The sequence below is a fragment of the Streptomyces sp. LARHCF249 genome (assembly GCF_052871255.1).
The window spans coordinates 1-19,108 of sequence record NZ_JBIXJQ010000028.1; the positions used below are offsets into that span (position 1 = coordinate 1).

Genomic DNA, 19,108 nt, shown 5'->3' on the forward strand with positions numbered 1-19,108 from the left:
CTCCTGTCTGGGACGGTTCGGGGTCGGTGCTGATCACGGGTGGTACGGGTGGTCTGGGTGCGTTGGTGGCCCGTCATCTGGTGGTCGAGCACGGTGTGCGTCGTCTGGTGTTGGCGGGCCGGCGGGGTGCGGATGCGCCGGGTGTCGGCGAGCTCGTCGATGACCTGGTGGGTTTGGGTGCGCGGGTTGTGGTCGTGGCGTGTGATGTGGCCGATCGGGAGGCGCTGGCGGCCGTGTTGGACGGTCTGGAGCGCCCGTTGTCGGGTGTGGTGCATGTGGCGGGTGTGGCGGACAACGGTGTGGTGGGTTCGTTGACGCCGGAGCGGATGGATGCGGTGTTGCGGCCGAAGGCGGATGCGGCGTGGCATCTGCACGAGCTGACGGCGCACATGGATCTGTCGGCGTTCGTGATGTTCTCGTCTGCCGGTGGGCTGGTTCTGGCGGCTGGGCAGGGCAATTACGCGGCGGCGAACGTCTTCCTCGATGCCCTCGCCGCGCACCGCCACGCCGAGGGGCTGCCCGCGACCGCGATGGCCTACGGGCTGTGGGGCGTCCGCACCGGCATGGCCGCCGATCTCGCCGACGCCGACCTGGAGCGCATGCGCCGCGCCGGCACGCCCGCCCTGTCGGAGTCGGAAGCGCTGGCCCTGTTCGACTCCGCACTGGCGTCGGGCACGGCACTCACCGTCCCCCTCCGGGTGGACACGGGCGCGCTGCGCACCCGTACCGACCAACTACCGGCCCTGCTGCGTGGGTTGGTCCCCGCCGCACGCAAGCGCGCCACGCCGTCCTCGTCCGGAGCCGCCTCGCTGCCCGAGCGCATCGCCGGGCTGGACGAGGAGGAGCGGATCCGGATCGTGCTGGACGTCGTACGGGGCCACGCGGCTGCCGTACTCGGTCACCCGTCCGGTGAGGCGATCGAACCCGACCGTGCCTTCGGCGAGTTGGGCTTCGATTCACTCGGCTCTGTGGAGCTGCGGAACCAGCTGAGCGCGGCCAGCGGACTGCGTCTGCCCGCGACGCTGATCTTCGACTACCCGAGTGCGTCCGAGGTCGCCGCCTACCTCGCGCGGCGGCTGGCACCCGCCGTACCCGTCGTACCCGCCGGACACGCATCAGGGGTGGAGACCGACCTCGCGCGGCTGGAATCCCTCCTCCTGACCGACGCCCCGCCGACCGGCCCCACCCGGGCGCGGCTGGCCGAGCGGCTCCGGGAGCTGGCCGGCCGGCTCGACGGGGCACCGATGCACGCCCAGGGGTATGCCGCGCCGGAGATCCCGGACGGCGGCCAGGACCTGAACGCGGTCACCGCGGACGAGCTGTTCGACATCCTCGACAACGAGCTCGGCACCCCCGCGACCCCCTGACCGCCCGACCCAGGGCGGATCCGGCACCCCGGCCGGGGTGCGTGACGGCTGAACGGCAGCCTCACGCACCTCGGCCGTTTTCGTGGGGCGGCGCACCTGCGTGCTTTCCCCTTCATCGGCCGGACTCCGGCAGGGGTGGGTTAAGGGTAGGCCGCCCTTCCTGCAGCTCAGTAGCGTTCCCACCGATCAACTAGACGGCCAGGCAGGCGAGATGAGACCCGCCACGGACGGTCCGACCAGAGGGAGTAGATCTCGGTGAGCAACGAGGAGCGGCTTCTCGAGTATCTGAAGCGGGCCACGTCCGACCTGCGCGAGGCCCGCCGCCGTCTCGCCGAGGCCGAGCGCGGTCCCGGACACCACGGCGACCCCGTCGTGATCGTGGGCATGGGCTGCCGCTACCCGGGCGGGGTGACCACCCCGGAGGAGCTGTGGGAGCTCGTCGCCGAGGGCGTGGACGCCATCGGCGGGTTCCCGGCCGACCGGGGCTGGGACCCGGAGGTCTACGACCCCGAACCGGGGACGCCCGGGAAGACGTACGCGCAGGAGGGCGGTTTCCTCTACGACGCCGCCGAGTTCGACCCGGTGTTCTTCGGGATCAGCCCGAACGAGGCGCTGATGACGGACCCTCAGCAGCGGCTGCTGCTGGAAGTGTCCTGGGAGGCGATCGAGCGGGCCGGCATCGACCCCACCACCCTCAAGGGCTCGGCGACCGGAGTGTTCGCGGGCGTCATGTACCACGACTACGCGCTGGGCCGGGAGCCCGGGAGCACCACCGCGGGCAGCGTGGTCTCCGGCCGGGTCGCCTACACGCTGGGCCTCGAGGGCCCGGCCGTGAGCGTGGACACGGCCTGCTCCTCCTCCCTGGTCGCCCTGCACATGGCGGCCCGGGCGCTGCGGTCGGGGGAGTGCGACCTCGCGCTGGCCGGCGGGGTCACGGTGATGTCCACCCCCGACATGTTCGTCTACTTCAGCACCCAGCAGGGGCTGGCACCCGACGGCCGCTCGAAGTCCTTCGCCTCCTCGGCGGACGGCGTCGCGTGCTCGGAGGGTGCGGGCGTCCTGCTGCTGGAGCGGCTCTCGGACGCACGGCGGCGCGGTCACCCCGTCCTCGGTGTCGTCCGCGGGTCGGCGCTGAACCAGGACGGGGCCTCCAACGGTCTGACCGCCCCGAACGGCCCCGCCCAGCAGCGCGTGATCCGCAGGGCCCTCGCCGATGCCGGCCTGTCGGCGGCGGAGGTCGACGCGGTCGAGGCGCACGGGACCGGCACCACCCTCGGCGATCCGATCGAGGCCCAGGCCCTGCTGGAGACGTACGGGCAGGAACGGCCGGCGGGACGGCCGCTGTACCTGGGGTCCATCAAGTCGAACATGGGGCACAGCCAGGCGGCCGCGGGTGTCGCGGGCGTCATCAAAATGGTGATGGCCCTGCGGCACGGCGTCCTGCCGCCCACCCTGCACGTGGAGGAGCCCTCGGACCAGGTGGACTGGTCGGCCGGAGCGGTGGAGCTGCTCACCGAGGCGCGTCCCTGGGCGGCGTCCGGCGCGGTGCGGCGCGCCGGGGTGTCCTCGTTCGGGATCAGCGGGACCAACGCCCACGTGATCATCGAGGAGGCGCCGGAGGGCGCCCGGGAGACGGCCGTGCGGGCCGGGCTCCCCGTGACCCCGTGGGTGTTGTCGGCCAAGACCGGGCAGGCCCTCTCCGCTCAGGCGGGACGACTGCTGGGCCGGGCCGCGGCGGAGCCCGGTGCCGATGCGGCGGACATCGGGCTCTCCCTGGCCGTCTCGCGCACCGCCTTCGCCCATCGCGCGGTGCTGCTGGGCGACCCCGCGAGCGGGCTCGCCGCCCTCGCGGCGGGTGAGGACCACCCCGGGGTGGTCACCGGGCGGATCCGGCGCGGCGGCCGGACGGCGTTCCTGTTCACCGGGCAGGGCGCCCAGCGGCCGGGAATGGGACGGGAGCTGTACGAGGCGTTCCCCGCGTTCGCGGAGGCCTTCGACGCCGCGTGCGCGGAGATCGACCCGCACCTCGGCCGGTCGCTGCGGGAGGTGGTGTGGGGTGCGGACGCGGAGGCGCTGAACGAGACCGCGCTCGCCCAGCCGGCCCTGTTCGCCCTCGAAGTGGCGTTGTTCCGGCTGGTGGAGGCGTGTGGTGTACGGCCCGACGTGGTGGCCGGGCATTCGATCGGCGAGCTGGCCGCCGCGCACGCGGTCGGGGTGCTGTCCCTCGCGGACGCGGCCCGGCTGGTCGTGGCGCGCGGCCGGCTGATGCAGGAACTCCCGGCGGGGGGCGCGATGGTGGCCGTCCAGGCGACCGAGGGCGAGGTGCTGGAGCGGCTCACCGAAGGTGTCGGCATCGCCGCCGTGAACGGGCCCGAGTCCGTGGTCGTCTCCGGTACGGAGGCGGCCGTCCTGGCGGTCGGCGAGCACTTCTCCGCCGCCGGCCGGAAGACCAGCCGCCTCGCCGTGTCCCACGCCTTCCACTCCGCACTGATGGATCCGATGCTGGACGCATTCCGGTCCGTCGCCCGCGGGTTGACGTACGGAGAGCCGCGCGTCGCGGCGGTCTCCACGGTGACCGGTGACCGCGCGGGCGCCGACTGGCAGTCCCCCGAGTACTGGGTCGGCCAGGTCCGCGCGGCCGTCCGCTTCGCCGACGCGGTCCGTGCGCTCGAGCAGCAGGGCGCGACCCGGTTCCTGGAGATCGGCCCCGACGGGATCCTGGCCGGTCTCGCCAGCCAGAGCCTCGAGAGCGAGGAGTCCGCCCACGCGGTTCTCGTACCGGCCCTGCGCAGGAACCGTCCCGAGCCGCAGGCCCTGGTCACGGCCCTGGCCCAGCTGCACGCGGACGGTGTGCGCGTGGACTGGGCGGCGTACTACGCGGGCAGCGGGGCCCGGGTCGTCGAGCTGCCCACCTACCCCTTCCAGCGCGCCCGCTACTGGGTCGACGCCGCCGGTTCCACCGCCGGCCCGGTCCCCGCGGCCCCGGCCGCCCACGAGGTCCCCTCGGCGGAGGAGTCCCGGGAGGCCGCCGAGGCGCTGCGGGCCCAGCTCGACGGGGTGGGCGCCGCCGAGAGCGCCCGGATCCTGCTGGCGCTGGTGCGCACGCACGTCGCGGCGGTCCTCGGATACCCCTCCGGCGCCGCCGTGGAAGCCGATCTCGCCTTCCGCGACATGGGATTCGACTCGCTGGCCGCCGTGGAGCTGCGCAAGCGGCTCACCGCGGCGAGCGGCTGCGATCTGCCCGCCACCCTGATCTTCGACTACCCGACGCCGCGGGCAGCCGCCGCGTTCCTCGGTGAGCGGATGGCCGCCGAGCCCGCGGGCGGTGACCCGGCCGCGGCCGCGCTGGCCGAACTCGACCGCGTCGAGGCCCTGCTCACCGGGTTCCCCGCCGCCGGCGGCGACACCGAGGTCATCGGCGCCCGCGCGGACGCGATCACCGCCCGGCTGGAAGCCGTCGTACGCCGCTGGCGCGACGCCCGGGGCGGCGCGGGAGGACTCGGGGCGGCGCAGGACGGCCCCGACTTCGAAACGGTCACCGACGAGGAGCTGTTCGACGTGCTCGACAGCGAATTCGGCATCTCCTAGCCAGCGATCAGCTCTAGATTGGTTGAGGTTCGATGAGCAACGACGAGAAGCTCCGGGACTATCTCAAGCGCGCCACCACCGAACTCCAGCGCACCCGGCGCCAGTTGCGGGAGGCCGAGGAGCAGCAGCACGAGCCCGTGGCCATCGTCGCGATGGGATGCCGCTTCCCGGGCGGCATCGCGTCCCCCGAGGACCTGTGGCAGCTGGTGGACTCGGGCCGGGACGCCGTCTCGCTCTTCCCCGACGGCCGGGGCTGGGACATGGACGCCCTCTACGACCCGGAGCCGGGCACGCCCGGCAAGACGTACTGCCGGGAAGGCGGATTCCTGCACGACGCGGGCGCGTTCGACGCCGACTTCTTCAAGATCAGCCCGCGCGAGGCCCGCGACACCGACCCGCAGCAGAGGCTGCTGCTGGAGGTGTCCTGGGAGGCGATCGAGCGGGCCGGCATCGACCCCACCTCGCTCAAGGGCAGCCGGACCGGTGTGTTCGCCGGTGTGGTGTACCACGACTACCCGGGCGGCGGCGGTACCGGCGGGCTGGCCAGCGTCGCCTCCGGGCGGGTGGCGTACGCGCTGGGCCTGGAGGGCCCCGCCGTCACCGTGGACACCGCCTGCTCCTCCTCCCTCGTCGCCCTCCACCTCGCCGTCCAGTCGGTACGGACCGGCGAGTGCACGCTGGCGCTCGCGGGCGGCGTGACCGTGATGGCGAGTCCGGACTCGTTCGTCGGCTTCAGCCAGGACCGGGGCCTGGCGCCCGACGGACGCTGCAAGTCCTTCGCGGCGGCCGCCGACGGCACCACCTGGTCCGAGGGCGCGGGCATGGTCCTCGTCGAGCGGCTCTCCGAGGCCCGCCGGCTCGGCCACCCGGTCCTCGCCGTCATCCGCGGCTCGGCGATGAACTCCGACGGCGCCTCCAACGGTCTGACGGCCCCCAACGGGCCTTCGCAGCAGCGGGTCATCCAGCAGGCGCTCGCCTCCGGGCGGCTGACCGCCGCCGACGTCGACGCCGTCGAGGCGCACGGCACCGGGACCACCCTCGGCGACCCCATCGAGGCGCAGGCCCTCATCGCCGCCTACGGGCGGGAGCGGCCCGCCGACCAGCCGCTGTGGCTGGGCTCGTTCAAGTCGAACATCGGCCACGCCCAGGCCGCCGCCGGGATCGGCGGAGTCATCAAGATGGTGCAGGCCATGCGGGCCGGCGTGCTGCCGCGCACCCTCCACGTGGACGAGCCGAGCCACAACGTGGACTGGAGCGCGGGCAGCGTGCGCCTGCTGACCGAGCCGATGCCCTGGCCGGACCGCGGCCGCGCCAAGCGCGCCGGGGTCTCCTCGTTCGGCCTGAGCGGCACGAACGTCCACGTGATCGTGGAGGAGGCCGCGGTCGACTCCGTCGACGGAGCGCAGCCCACCCCGTCCCGGGAGGCCGGCGCCCAGCCCACAGCCGTGCCCGCCGCAGGCGGAAGTACCGAGGCGATACCCGACGGCCCGCCCAAGCCCGGCGCACCCGCCGCCGCCGGGGGCGGCACGGCTCCGCGCTTCGTGCCCGTGCTCGTCTCCGCCCGCCGCCCCGAGGCGCTGGCCGCGCAGGCCGTTCGGCTCGCGGACCACATGGAGGCCCACCCCGGGCAGGCGCTCGCCGACATCGGCTGGTCCCTGGCCGCCACCCGGGCCGCCCTGGAGCACCGCGCCGTGGTCGTCGCCGACGGGCACGCCGAAGGCGGCCGCGGCGAGCTCGTACGCACCCTGCGCGCCCTTGCGGCCGGGCCCGCCGCAGGCGAAGCCGCCCGCCCCGACGCGCTGAGCGCCGTACTGTTCACCGGCCAGGGCGCCCAGCGCCTCGGCATGGGGCGCGAACTGTACGCCGCGCACCCGGTGTTCGCCCGCGCCTTCGACGAGGCGGTCGCCGCCCTCGACGCCCATCTCGACACCCCGCTGCGCGCGACCATGTGGGGCGAGGACGGTGCGCTCCTCGACGACACCGGCCAGGCCCAGCCCGCACTGTTCGCCTGCGAAGTGGCCCTGTACCGGCTCATCGAGTCCTGGGGCGTCCGCCCCGACTTCCTCGCCGGCCACTCCGTCGGCGAACTGGCCGCCGCCCACGTCGCCGAAGTCCTCACGCTCCCCGACGCCGCCCGCCTGGTCGCCGCCCGCGGCCGGCTGATGCGGGCCCTCCCGCAGGGCGGCGCGATGGTCGCGGTCGAGGCCGCCGAGGACGAGGTGGAGCCGCTGCTCACCCCGGCAACCGGCATCGCCGCGCTCAACGGGCCGCGTGCCGTGGTCGTTTCGGGAGACGAGGCGGACACCCTCGGCATCGCCGCGCACTTCGCGGCCCTGGGGCGCAGGACCAAGCGGCTCACCGTGTCGCACGCCTTCCACTCGCCGCTGATGGAGCCGATGCTCGACGCGTTCCGCACCGTCGCCGAGAGCATCGCGTACGGAACCGCCCGCACGCCGATCGTCTCCACCGTCACCGGTGAACTCGCGGGCGACGACGAACTGGCCTGCGCCGACTACTGGGTGCGCCACGTCCGCGCGAGCGTCCGCTTCGCCGATGCCGTACGGCTGCTCGCCGCCAAGGGCGTCCACACGTTCCTGGAGCTCGGCCCCGACGCCGCCCTCACCCCGCTAGGCCCCGACTGCCTCACCGACACCGCCGACGGGTCCGACCGGCCGGTCTTCACCGCCGTCCTGCGCCGCGACCGCGGTGAGGAGCGCGAGCTGGCCGCAGCCGTCGCCCTCGCCCACACCCGCGGCGTCCACGTCGACTGGCACGCCTACTTCACCGCCACCGGCCACCGCCCCCACCGCGTGGACCTGCCCACCTACGCCTTCCAGCGCAAGAACTACTGGGCGCAGCAGCCCGCCGCGCAGGCCGGCGACGGAACCGCCGCCGACCCCGGCGAGTCGCAGTTCTGGGAGGCCGTCGAGCGCGAGGACACCGCGGCACTCGCCGAGCGGCTCGGCCTCGACCCCGCCGCCCTCGCCCCCGTCCTGCCCGCACTCACCACCTGGCGGGCCGGCCGGCGCGAGACGGCCGCCGTCGACGCGCTGCGCTACCGCGTCGCCTGGGTCCCGGTCGCCGACCCCGCGCCCGCCGCCCCGCTCGACGGCGACTGGCTCGTCGTGCACACCGCCGCCCAGCGCGCCCTCGCGACCCTGCTGGCCGACGCCCTCACCACGCGCGGCGCAGCGCCCGTACTGCGGGAGACCGGCGGCGCGCAGCGTCCCGTACTGCCGCAGGCGCTCCCGGCCGCCCCCGCCGGAGTGCTGAGCCTGCTCGCGCTGGACGACACCGCGCACCCCGACCACCCCGCGCTCTCCCGGGGCCTCGCGGACACCGTCGCCCTGCTCCAGGAACTGGCCGGGCGGGACTCCACCGCCCCCGTCTGGTGCCTCACCCGGGGGGCGGTGGCCACGGACGACGCCGACCTGGCGTCCCGGCCCGCGCAGAGCGCCGTCTGGGGCCTGGGCGCGGCCCTGGCCCTGGAGACCCCCGGAACCTGGGGCGGCCTCGTCGACCTCCCGGCCGACGCCGTGACCGAAGCCGCCGATGCCGATGCCGATGCCGATGCCGAGCGGATCGCGCTGCGCGTCTGCGACACCCTCTCCGGAGCCACCGGCGAGGACCAGGTGGCCGTCCGCCCCCAAGGCACCTACGCCCGCCGCATGGTGCGCCCCGCGCACCCCGACCCGGCCGGGCCGTGGCGGCCGCGCGGCACGGTCCTGGTCACCGGCGGCACCGGCGGACTCGGCGCGCACGTGGCCCGGATGCTCGCCGCCGACGGCGCGGACCACGTCGTCCTCGTCGGCCGCCGCGGACCGGACACCCCCGGCGCCCGGGAACTGGCGGACGGGATAAGGGAGTCGGGCGTACGGGTCTCCGTCGAAGCCTGCGACATCGCCGACCGCGAAGCCGTACGAGGCCTTCTCGCCGGGCTCACCGACCTCACCGCCGTCATCCACGCGGCCGGACTTCCGCAGCGCATCGCGCCGCTGGCCGAACTGACCCTCGCCGACCTCGCCGAAGTGGCCTCCGCCAAGGTCCTCGGCGCCCGGCACCTCGACGAACTCCTCGCGGACACCCCGCTGGACGCCTTCGTCCTCTTCTCCTCCGGCGCCGCCGTATGGGGCAGCGCCGGACAGTCCGCCTACGGCAGCGCCAACGCCTACCTCGACGGCCTCGCCCACCACCGCCGCGCCCGCGGCCTCGCCGCCACTTCGGTGGCCTGGGGCTCCTGGGACGGCGGCATGGTCGACACCGAACTGGCCGCCGTCATGCGGCGCATCGGAGCACCCGCGATGCGTCCCGACCGGGCCGTCGGCGCCCTGCGCCGCATCCTGGCGGGCGGATCCTCGCACGCAGTGGTCGCCGAGTTCGACTGGGACCGCTTCGCGCCGACCTACGCACTGGCCCGCCCGCGCCCGCTGCTCGACGCCCTGCCCGAGGCGCGCGCCGCCCTCCACACCGACCCGGCTCCGGGCGGCAGCGGGGAGGGATCCGGCCTCGCGGAGGCACTGGCCGGGCTGTCCGAGGCCGACCAGCGGGCGGCCCTCCTCGACCTGGTCCGTACGCACGTGGCCGCCCTGCTCGGCTACGAGGACCCGGCCGAGGTCCCCGCCGACCGCGGCTTCACCGACCTCGGCTTCGACTCCGTGGCCGCCGTCGACCTGCGGACGAGGCTGGTCGCGGCCACCGGCCGCCCCCTGCCCACCAGCATGGTCTACGACCACCCCGGTCCGGGGGCGCTCGCGGCCCACCTGTGGTCCGAGCTCTGCCGGGACGCCGGCGCCGGTGAACTGCCGGTACTCGCCCAGCTGGACCGCCTCGAAGAGGCCGCGGCGGCCCTCGCCGCCGAGGAGATCGAGGCCACCCGCATCACCGCCCGGCTGCAGAGCCTGCTGGCGCGGCTGACCGGCATCCTCGACGCGACGACCGGCGCGCAGGGCATCGGCGACCAGCTCGAAGCCGCCTCCGCCGCCGACGTGTTCGCCTTCATCGACAACGAACTCGGCCTCACCTGACCGGCCTCACGCGACCGGCCGCGCGGGACCCGATCCGCAGCCCGATCCGCGATGCGCGCGCACTGCGACCCGACTCGACCTCACGGCATGAACAAGGACTCGGTGGGACCAAGATGTCCAATGACGACGCAAGGCTTCTCGACTACCTCAAGCGGGTCACGGCGGATCTGCACCAGACCCGCCGCAGGCTCCAGGAGGTCGAGAACCAGGACCACGAGCCCATCGCCATCGTCGCGATGAGCTGCCGCTATCCGGGAGGCGTCAGCACCCCGGACGACCTGTGGCGGCTCGTGGCCGAAGGCCGCGACGCCATCAGCACCTTCCCCACCGACCGCGGCTGGGACCTCGACGGGCTGCGCGGCGATGAGCCGGAGCCCGCCGGGTCCGGCAGCAGCTACGTCCACGAGGGCGGCTTCGTCGACGACGTCGCCGACTTCGACGCCGGTTTCTTCGGGATCAGCCCCAACGAGGCACTGACCATGGACCCGCAGCAGCGGCTGCTGCTCGAGGTGTCCTGGGAGGCGATCGAGCGCGCCGGGATCGACCCGGTGTCCCTGCGCGGCAAGCCGGTCGGCGTGTTCGCCGGCTCCGGCATCCAGGACTACGAGTACCTGATCGGCGCGGCCGGCGAGGTCGCCGAGGCCTACATGACCACCGCCAACGCGGCCGCGGTCATCTCCGGCCGGATCTCCTACACCCTGGGCCTGGAAGGCCCGGCCGTGACCGTCGACACGGCGTGCTCCTCCTCGCTCGTCTCGCTCCACCTCGCGGCCCAGGCGCTCAGACAGCGCGAATGCTCGCTGGCCCTCGCCGGCGGCGTCATGGTGATGTCCACCCCCTCGCCGTTCATCGCGTTCAGCCGCCAGCGGGGCCTCGCCCCCGACGGCCGCTGCAAGGCCTTCGCCGAAGCCGCCGACGGCACCGGCTGGTCCGAGGGCGCGGGCATGCTCGTACTCGAACGGCTCGCGGACGCGCGGCGCAACGGCCATCCCGTACTGGCGGTCGTCCGCGGCAGCGCCGTCAACCAGGACGGCGCCAGCAACGGCCTCACCGCCCCCAACGGACGCGCCCAGCAGCGGGTCATCCGCCAGGCCCTCGCCAATGCCCGCATCCCCGCGACCCAGGTCGACGTGGTCGAGGGCCACGGCACCGGCACCACCCTCGGCGACCCGATCGAGGCGCAGGCGCTCCTCGCCACGTACGGGCAGGACCGCCCCGAGGGGCAGCCGCTCTGGCTCGGCTCCATCAAGTCCAACATCGGGCACGCGCAGGCCGCCGCCGGTGTCGGCAGCGTCATCAAGATGGTCATGGCGCTGCGCAACGGCGTGCTGCCGCAGACCCTGCACGTGGACGAACCGTCGAGCCACGTCGACTGGTCCGCGGGCCGGGTCCGGCTGCTGGCGGAATCCCGGGAGTGGGAGCGCGGCGAGGACCGGCCGCGGCGGGCGGGCGTCTCGGCCTTCGGGGTCAGCGGCACCAACGCCCACGTCATCCTCGAGGAGGCACCCGCGGAGGAGCCGGCCGAGGCGGTCGGGCCGCCGGTGGATCCGTCCGCCGCCGAACCGCGGACCGCCGTGCCGGTGCCGTCCGTGCTGCCGTGGCCGGTCTCCGGCCGGGACGCCGAGGCGCTCTCCGCGCAGGCGAGCCGGGTGCACGCCCACATCACGGCCTCGCCGGAGCTGGACGCCACGGACCTGGCCTATTCGCTGGCCACCAGCCGCGCGGCGCTCGAGCACCGCGCGGTCGTCCTCGCGGACGGCCGCGCATCCGCTCTCGCCGCTCTCGCCGCTCTCGCCGACGGGCAGCCGCACCCGGGTGTGGTGCGCGGCGTGGCGGCCAAGGGCTCCACGGCCTTCCTGTTCACCGGGCAGGGCGCCCAACGGCTCGGCATGGGCCGTGAGTTGTACGCCTCGTTCCCGGTGTTCGCGGAGGCCTTCGACGCCGCCTGCGCGGAGATCGACCCGCACCTCGGCCGGTCGCTCCGAGAGGTGGTCTGGGGTGAGGACGCGGAGGCGCTGAACGCGACCGCGCTCGCCCAACCCGCCCTGTTCGCCCTCGAAGTGGCGCTGTTCCGACTCGTCGAGGCCTGGGGGATCACCCCCGACGTGGTCGCGGGTCACTCCATCGGCGAGCTCGCCGCCGCGCACGCCGCGGGCGTGCTGTCACTGGCGGACGCGGCCCGGCTGGTCGTCGCCCGCGGCCGGCTGATGCAGGCGCTGCCCGCCGGGGGCGCGATGCTCGCCGTCCAGGCGGCGGAGGAGGAGGTCCTGCCGCTGCTCACCGACGGGGTGGGCATAGCGGCCGTCAACGGACCCGACTCCGTGGTCGTCTCGGGCGCCGAAGCGGCCGTCCTCGCGCTCGGCGAGCAGTTCACGGCCGTCGGCCGCAAGACCAGCCGCCTCGCCGTCTCGCACGCCTTCCACTCATCGCTGATGGACCCGATGCTTGAGGAATTCCGTTCCACAGCCCAGCAGTTGTCGTACGCGCAGCCGCAGATCGCGGCCGTCTCCACGGTGACCGGCGAGCGCCCGGGCGCGGACTGGCAGTCCCCGGACTACTGGGTCACCCAGGTCCGCGAGGCCGTCCGCTTCGCCGACGCCGTCCGCACCCTCGAGCAGGAGGGCGCCACCCGCTTCCTGGAGATCGGCCCCGACGGCATCCTCACCGGACTCGCCCAGCAGACCGCCGACTCCGAGCAGGCGGTCCTCGTACCGGCCCTGCGCAGGAACCGCCCCGAGCCCGAGGCGCTGATCGCCGCCGTGGCCCAGCTCCACACCTCCGGCGCGGCCGTGGACTGGGAGGCGTTCCACGCCGGAACCGGAGCCCGGCGCGTCGACCTGCCCACCTACGCCTTCCAGCGCACCCGCTACTGGGTCGAGGGCACCGGCGCCCTCGGCGACCTCTCGGCCGCCGGCCTGGCCGCCGCCGGGCACCCGCTGCTCGGCGCCGTCGTCTCCCTCGCCGACTCCGGCGGGGTGGTGCTGACCGGCCGGGTCTCGGTATCGGCCCAGCCCTGGCTGGCCGACCACCTCGTCGGCGGCTCCGTGGTCTTCCCCGGCACCGGCTTCGTGGAGCTGGCCGTCCGCGCCGGCGACCAGGTCGGCTGCGAGCTGCTCGAAGAGCTCATGCTCCAGGCGCCCCTCGTCCTGCCCGAACGCGGCGCGGTCGCCCTCCAGGTCGAGGTCGGCCCCGCGGACGCCTCCGGGCGCCGCCCGGTCAGCGTCCACTCGCGCCGCGACGACCAGCCCGACCAGCCGTGGACCCTGCACGCGGCGGGCGTCCTGGCGGCCGCCGCGGCCCCGGACCCGGCCGTCGACCTGGGCGCCTGGCCGCCCACCGCCGCCACCCCGATCGACATGGACGGCGTGTACGAGGCGCTGGCCGCGGCCGGCCTCCCCTACGGCCCGGCCTTCCGCGGCCTCACCGCCGCCTGGGCCGCCACCGGCGGAACCGAGGTGTTCGCCGAGGTCGCCCTCCCGGAGCGGGCGCGCGCCGACGCCGCCGCGTTCGGCATGCACCCGGCGCTGCTGGACGCCTCGCTGCACGGCTCCGTCTTCACCGACCTGTTCGCCGACGCCCAGGGCCCGGTCCTGCCCTTCGTCTGGACCGGCGTACGTCTGCACGCGTCCGGCGCCACCCGCCTGCGGGTCCGGATCGCCCCCGACGGCGCGGGCGCCATCGCCCTGTCCGTCGGCGACGAGACCGGCCGCCCCGTGCTCTCCGTGGACTCCCTCGTCCTGCGCGAGGTCTCCGCCGAGCAGCTCGCCGCCGCCCGTACGGCCGCCCACGAATCCCTCTTCGCCCTCGACTGGACGGCCCTCCCGACGCCCGCCGCCATGCCGGCACCGGCCGACTGGGACACCCTGCCCGCCGACGGACCCGTACCGGAGCACGTCATCCTGCGCTCCCGGCCCGGGTCCGGCCCGGAGGCCGTACGCGCCGCCACCGCGCGGGTGCTCACCGCCCTGCAGGGCTGGCTCGCCGACGAGCGGTACGCCGCCTCGCGGCTGCTCGTCGCGACCTCCGGGGCCGTGGCCCGGCCCGCCGAGGACGTCACCGACCTGGCCGGGGCTGCCGTCTGGGGCCTGGTGCGCTCGGCGCAGGCGGAGCACCCCGGCCGGTTCCTGCTCGCCGACCTCACCGACCTCGCCGACCCGCAGGAGGCGGCCGCCGCGGTGGCCGCCGCCGAACCCCAGATCCTCGTACGGGGCGCGACCGTCCACGGCGCCCGCCTCGCCCGCGTCACCGACGACCCCGAGCGCCGCGTCCGCCCCGACTTCGGCAACGGCACCGTCCTGGTCACCGGCGCCACCGGCGCGCTCGGCCGGCTGGTCGCCCGGCAGCTGGTCGAGGCCCACGGCGTCCGGAGCCTCCTGCTGGTCTCCCGGCGCGGCACGGACGCCCCCGGCGCCGTGGAACTCCGCGCCGAACTGCGCGGGCTCGGCGCCGAAGCCACCGTCGCGGCCTGCGACGCCGGGGACCGCGACGCCCTCGCCGCCCTGATCTCCGGGGTGCCGCTCACCGGCGTGGTCCACCTGGCCGGGGTGCTCGACGACGCCCTCATCGCCTCGCTGACCCCGCGGAGCCTGGACACCGTCCTGCGCGCCAAGGCCGACGCGGCGCTGCACCTGCACGAACTCACCCGCGGCCTGGAGCTGTCGGCCTTCGTGCTGTTCTCCTCCGCGACCGGCGTCCTCGGCGTCCCCGGACAGGGCAACTACGGCGCCGCGAACGCCCTGCTCGACGCGCTCGCCACCCACCGGCGCGCCCACGGCCTGCCCGCCCAGTCCCTCGCCTGGGGCCTGTGGGCGAGCGGCATGTCCGGCGCCCTGACCGAAGCCGACCTCCAGCGGATGAGCCGTACCGGCATCGGCGCGCTCACCGCGGAGTACGGCGTTGACCTCTTCGACCGGGCCCTGACCGTCGACGCCCCCGTCCTCCTGCCGATCCGGCTGGACGTCCATACGCTCGCCGAGGCGGGCGAGGCCCTGCCGCCGCTCTTCCGCGGCCTGGTCCGCGTCCGGGCACGGCGCAGCACGGCGTCCGCCGCCGAGGCGGCGGGGGCGCTGCGCGGCCGGCTGGCCGGACTGGACCGGGAGGAGCGCACGGCCCTGCTGCTCGACCTGGTCCGCACACAGGTCGCCATCACCCTCGGATACCCGGGGCCGCACGCGGTCGACGAGAGCCGGGCGTTCAGCGAGCTCGGCTTCGACTCGCTCACCGCCGTCGAGTTCCGCAACGCCGTCAGCGCGGCCGCCGACGTCCGGCTGCCCGCCACCCTCGCCTTCGACTACCCCAACCCGCGCGCGCTGGCCCGCCACCTCCTCGACCAACTCGACGGAGCCACCGGGCAGTCGGTCCCCGCGACCACCGCGGTCCGGTCCGCAGCGGTCGACGACGACCCGATCGTGATCGTCGCCATGGCCTGCCGCTACCCCGGCGGGGTGCGCACCCCCGAGGACCTGTGGCAGCTGGTCGCGAACGGCGTGGACGCCGTCTCCGACTTCCCGGCCAACCGCGGCTGGGACCTCGACCGCATCTACGACCCGACCTCCGAGCGCCCCCACACCAGCTACGCCCGGGAGGGCGGATTCCTGCACGAGGCGGGCGAGTTCGACCCGGCTTTCTTCGGCATCAGCCCCAACGAGGCCGCCGTGATGGATCCGCAGCAGTTCCTGCTGCTGGAGACGGCCTGGGAGGTGTTCGAGCGGGCCGGGATCGATCCGGAGACCCTGCGCGGCAGCATGACCGGCTGCTACGCCGGGATGATGTACCACGACTACGCCGCCAACAACAGCACCGGAGCCATCGCCTCCGGGCGCGTCTCGTACGTGTTCGGCCTGGAAGGCCCGGCCGTGACGGTGGACACGGCGTGCTCCTCCTCGCTGGTGGCCCTGCACATGGCGGCGCAGGCGCTCAGGTCGGGGGAGTGCTCGTTGGCCCTCGCCGGCGGTGTCGCCGTCATGGCCACCCCGGAGGTGTTCGTCGAGTTCAGCCGCCAGCGCGGACTCGCCCCCGACGGCCGCTGCAAGTCGTTCGGCGCGGGTGCGGACGGTACGGGCTGGGGCGAGGGCGCGGGCATGCTGCTGCTGGAGCGGCTCTCCGACGCGCGGCGCAACGGCCACCCGGTCCTGGCGACGGTGCGCGGCTCGGCGCTGAACCAGGACGGGGCCTCCAACGGCCTGACCGCCCCCAACGGGCCCTCGCAGCAGCGGGTGATCCGCCAGGCCCTGGCCAACGCGGGCCTTTCGGCCGCCGAGGTCGACGCGGTCGAGGCGCACGGCACCGGCACCACCCTCGGGGACCCGATCGAGGCGCAGGCGCTGCTGGCCACGTATGGGCAGGGGCGGGCGGAGGGCCGGCCGCTGTGGCTGGGTTCCGTGAAGTCCAACATGGGGCACACGCAGGCGGCGGCGGGTGTTGCGGGGATCATCAAGATGGTGATGGCGATGCGGCACGGGGTGCTGCCGCCGACCCTGCACGCGGGGGAGCGGTCGGATCAGATCGACTGGTCGGCGGGTGAGGTGGAGCTGCTCACCGAGGCCCGGGAGTGGCGCAGCGAGGGCCGGCCGCGCCGGGCGGGCATCTCCTCGTTCGGCATCAGCGGGACGAACGCACACGTCATCGTGGAGGAGGTCCCCGCCGGGCAGTCGACGGAGGCGGAGCCGGTCGCCGGACTGCCGGTCGCGCCCTGGGTGGTGTCGGCGAAGTCCCCGCAGGCGCTGGCAGGCCAGGCGGGCGCGTTGCTCGAGGTGGTGGACGCGTACCGCCCCGAGGACATCGGGCACACGCTCGCCGCGGCGCGCACCGCGATGGAGCACCGGGCGGTGGTGCTGGGCGACGACCGTGAGCGCGCTCTCGCCGCCCTTGCGGCGGGCGAGTCCCACCCGGGGGTGGTGACCGGCCGGCCGCAGTCGGGTGGGCGGACGGCGTTCCTGTTCACGGGGCAGGGTGCGCAACGGTTGGGGATGGGGCGGGAGTTGTACGCGTCCTTCCCGGTGTTCGCGGAGGCTTTCGACGCGGTGTGTGCGGAGGTCGACCCGTTGCTGGGGCGGTCGCTGCGGGAGGTGGTGTGGGGTGAGGATGCGGAGGCGTTGAACGAGACCGCGCTCACCCAGCCCGCGTTGTTCGCGCTTGAAGTGGCGTTGTTCCGGCTGGTGGAGGCGTGGGGTGTACGGCCGGATGTGGTGGCCGGGCATTCGATCGGCGAGCTGGCCGCCGCGCACGCGGTCGGGGTGCTGTCCCTCGCGGATGCGGCCCGGCTGGTGGTCGCCCGTGGCCGGCTGATGCAGGAACTCCCCGCCGGGGGCGCCATGCTCGCTGTCCAGGCGACGGAGGAGGAGGTGCTGCCGCTGCTGACCGACGGGGTCGGAATCGCGGCGGTCAACGGGCCGGAGTCCGTGGTTGTTTCGGGTACCGAGGCAGCCGTGCTCGCGCTTGGTGAGCAGTTCACGGCAGTCGGCCGGAAGACCAGCCGTCTCGCCGTCTCGCACGCTTTCCACTCCGCTTTGATGGACCCGATGCTGGCTGAGTTCCGTGTAGTGGCCGGGGAGTTGACGTTCAGCCCGCCGCGCATTCCCGTCGTCTCCACGGTGACCGGCGAGTCGTCCGAGGCGTGGCAGTCTGCGGACTATTGGGTTTCCCAGGTGCGGGAGGCGGTCCGGTTCGCCGATGCGGTGGTCGCGCTGGAGCGGCAGGGGGTGACCCGGTTCCTGGAGATCGGTCCGGACGGCATTCTGACCGGGCTGGCCGCGCAGAGCGCTGCCGACGCCGTGCTCGTCGCGGGACTCCGTAAGAACCGGCCCGAGACGCAGACCCTCGTCGCCGCAATGGCCCAGCTGCACACCACCGGGGTCTCCGTCGACTGGCAGGCCTTCTACGCCGGAACCGGCGCCCGCCGGGTAGAGCTGCCCACCTATGCCTTCCAGCGCACCCGCTACTGGATCGGCACGGAGGAGTACCTCGCCAACTCGTGGATCGGCTCCGGCGGCAGCAGTATGGCGACGGCCGGACTGACCGATGCCGGGCATCCGCTGCTCGGTGCGGTGCTGCCGTCCCCGGACACCGACGTGGTCACGTTCACCGGCCGGCTGTCGGCGAGCACGCACGCCTGGATCGCCGACCACGACGTCCTGGGCAGCATCCTGCTGCCCGGTACCGGCTTCGTGGAGCTCGCGGTCCGGGCGGGCGACCAGGTGGGTTGCGACGTACTGGAGGAGCTCGCGCTCCAGGCGCCGCTGATCCTGCCCGAGCGCGGTGCCCTCACCGTACAGATGGTCGTCGGCCCCGCCGACGCCTCCGGGCGGCGTTCGGTGAGCGTCTACTCGCGCGCCGAGGACCGGCCGGACCTGCCGTGGACCCTGCACGCCGACGGCGTGCTCGCCGCAGGCGCCGAAGCCCCCGCCTTCGACCTGGCGGCCTGGCCGCCCGCAGGCGCCGACGTACTGTCGCTGGACGGCGCGTACGAGGGCCTGCGGGAGCGGGGCTTCGGCTACGGGCCGGTGTTCCAGGGCCTCAAGGCCGCCTGGCGGCTCGGCGACGTCCTCTATGCCGAGGTCGCCCTGCCGGAGCAGGCCCACGCCGAGGCCGCGGAGTTCGGCCTGCACCCCGCCCTGCTGGATGCCGCCATGCACGCCGCGCTCGTCAACGGCACCGGCGGCGACGAGACCGTCCTGCCCTTCGTCTGGAAGGACATCACCCTGCACGCGGCGGGAGCCTCCGCCGTACGGGTACGGATCACCCAGCCCACGCCGGAGAGCCTCTCCCTGCAGGTCGCCGATGCCACGGGTGCTCCCGTCGCCACGGTCGGCGCGGTCGTCGGCCGCCCGGTCTCGACCGAGCAGCTCGGCACAGGAGGTACGGACTCCCTCTTCCGCATCGTGTGGAACCCGCTGCCCCTGCCGGCGTCGGATGCCCCGCAGGGCCTGCCCGAGGGTACGGCCGTCTTCGAGTGCGAGGTGACCGACGACGACGTTCCGGCCGCGGTCCACAGCCTGGCCAACCGGGTGTTGGCGGCGGTGCAGGACTGGTTGGCGGACGAGCGTGAGGGCTCGGTGTTGGCGGTGGTGACGCGGGGTGCGGTGGCTGTCGGGGACGGCGATCGGGTTGATGTGCGGCAGGCGCCGGTGT

General features: G+C 74.7%; 3 protein-coding genes and 1 pseudogene. All 4 read left to right on the plus strand.

The features are described 5' to 3' along the window. The first annotated feature begins 80 nt into the window (after window positions 1–80). A complete protein-coding gene (locus tag ACIPUC_RS37085) occupies window positions 81–1,367 on the plus strand; it encodes a KR domain-containing protein (protein WP_446594845.1) in 1,287 nt (428 codons plus the stop codon). Between the two features lie 282 nt (window positions 1,368–1,649). Continuing rightward, window positions 1,650–4,955, plus strand: a pseudogene (locus ACIPUC_RS37090) (type I polyketide synthase); the annotation flags it as partial. A 32-nt stretch (window positions 4,956–4,987) separates the two neighbouring features. Continuing rightward, the gene (locus ACIPUC_RS37095; RefSeq protein WP_446594843.1) at window positions 4,988–9,979 is read left to right on the plus strand and encodes a type I polyketide synthase; all 4,992 of its coding nucleotides are present in this window, start codon (window positions 4,988–4,990) and stop codon (window positions 9,977–9,979) included. A gap of 113 nt (window positions 9,980–10,092) precedes the next feature. Beyond that, a partial coding sequence (locus ACIPUC_RS37100) for a type I polyketide synthase (RefSeq protein ID WP_446594844.1) occupies window positions 10,093–19,108 on the plus strand: 9,016 nt, incomplete at its 3' end.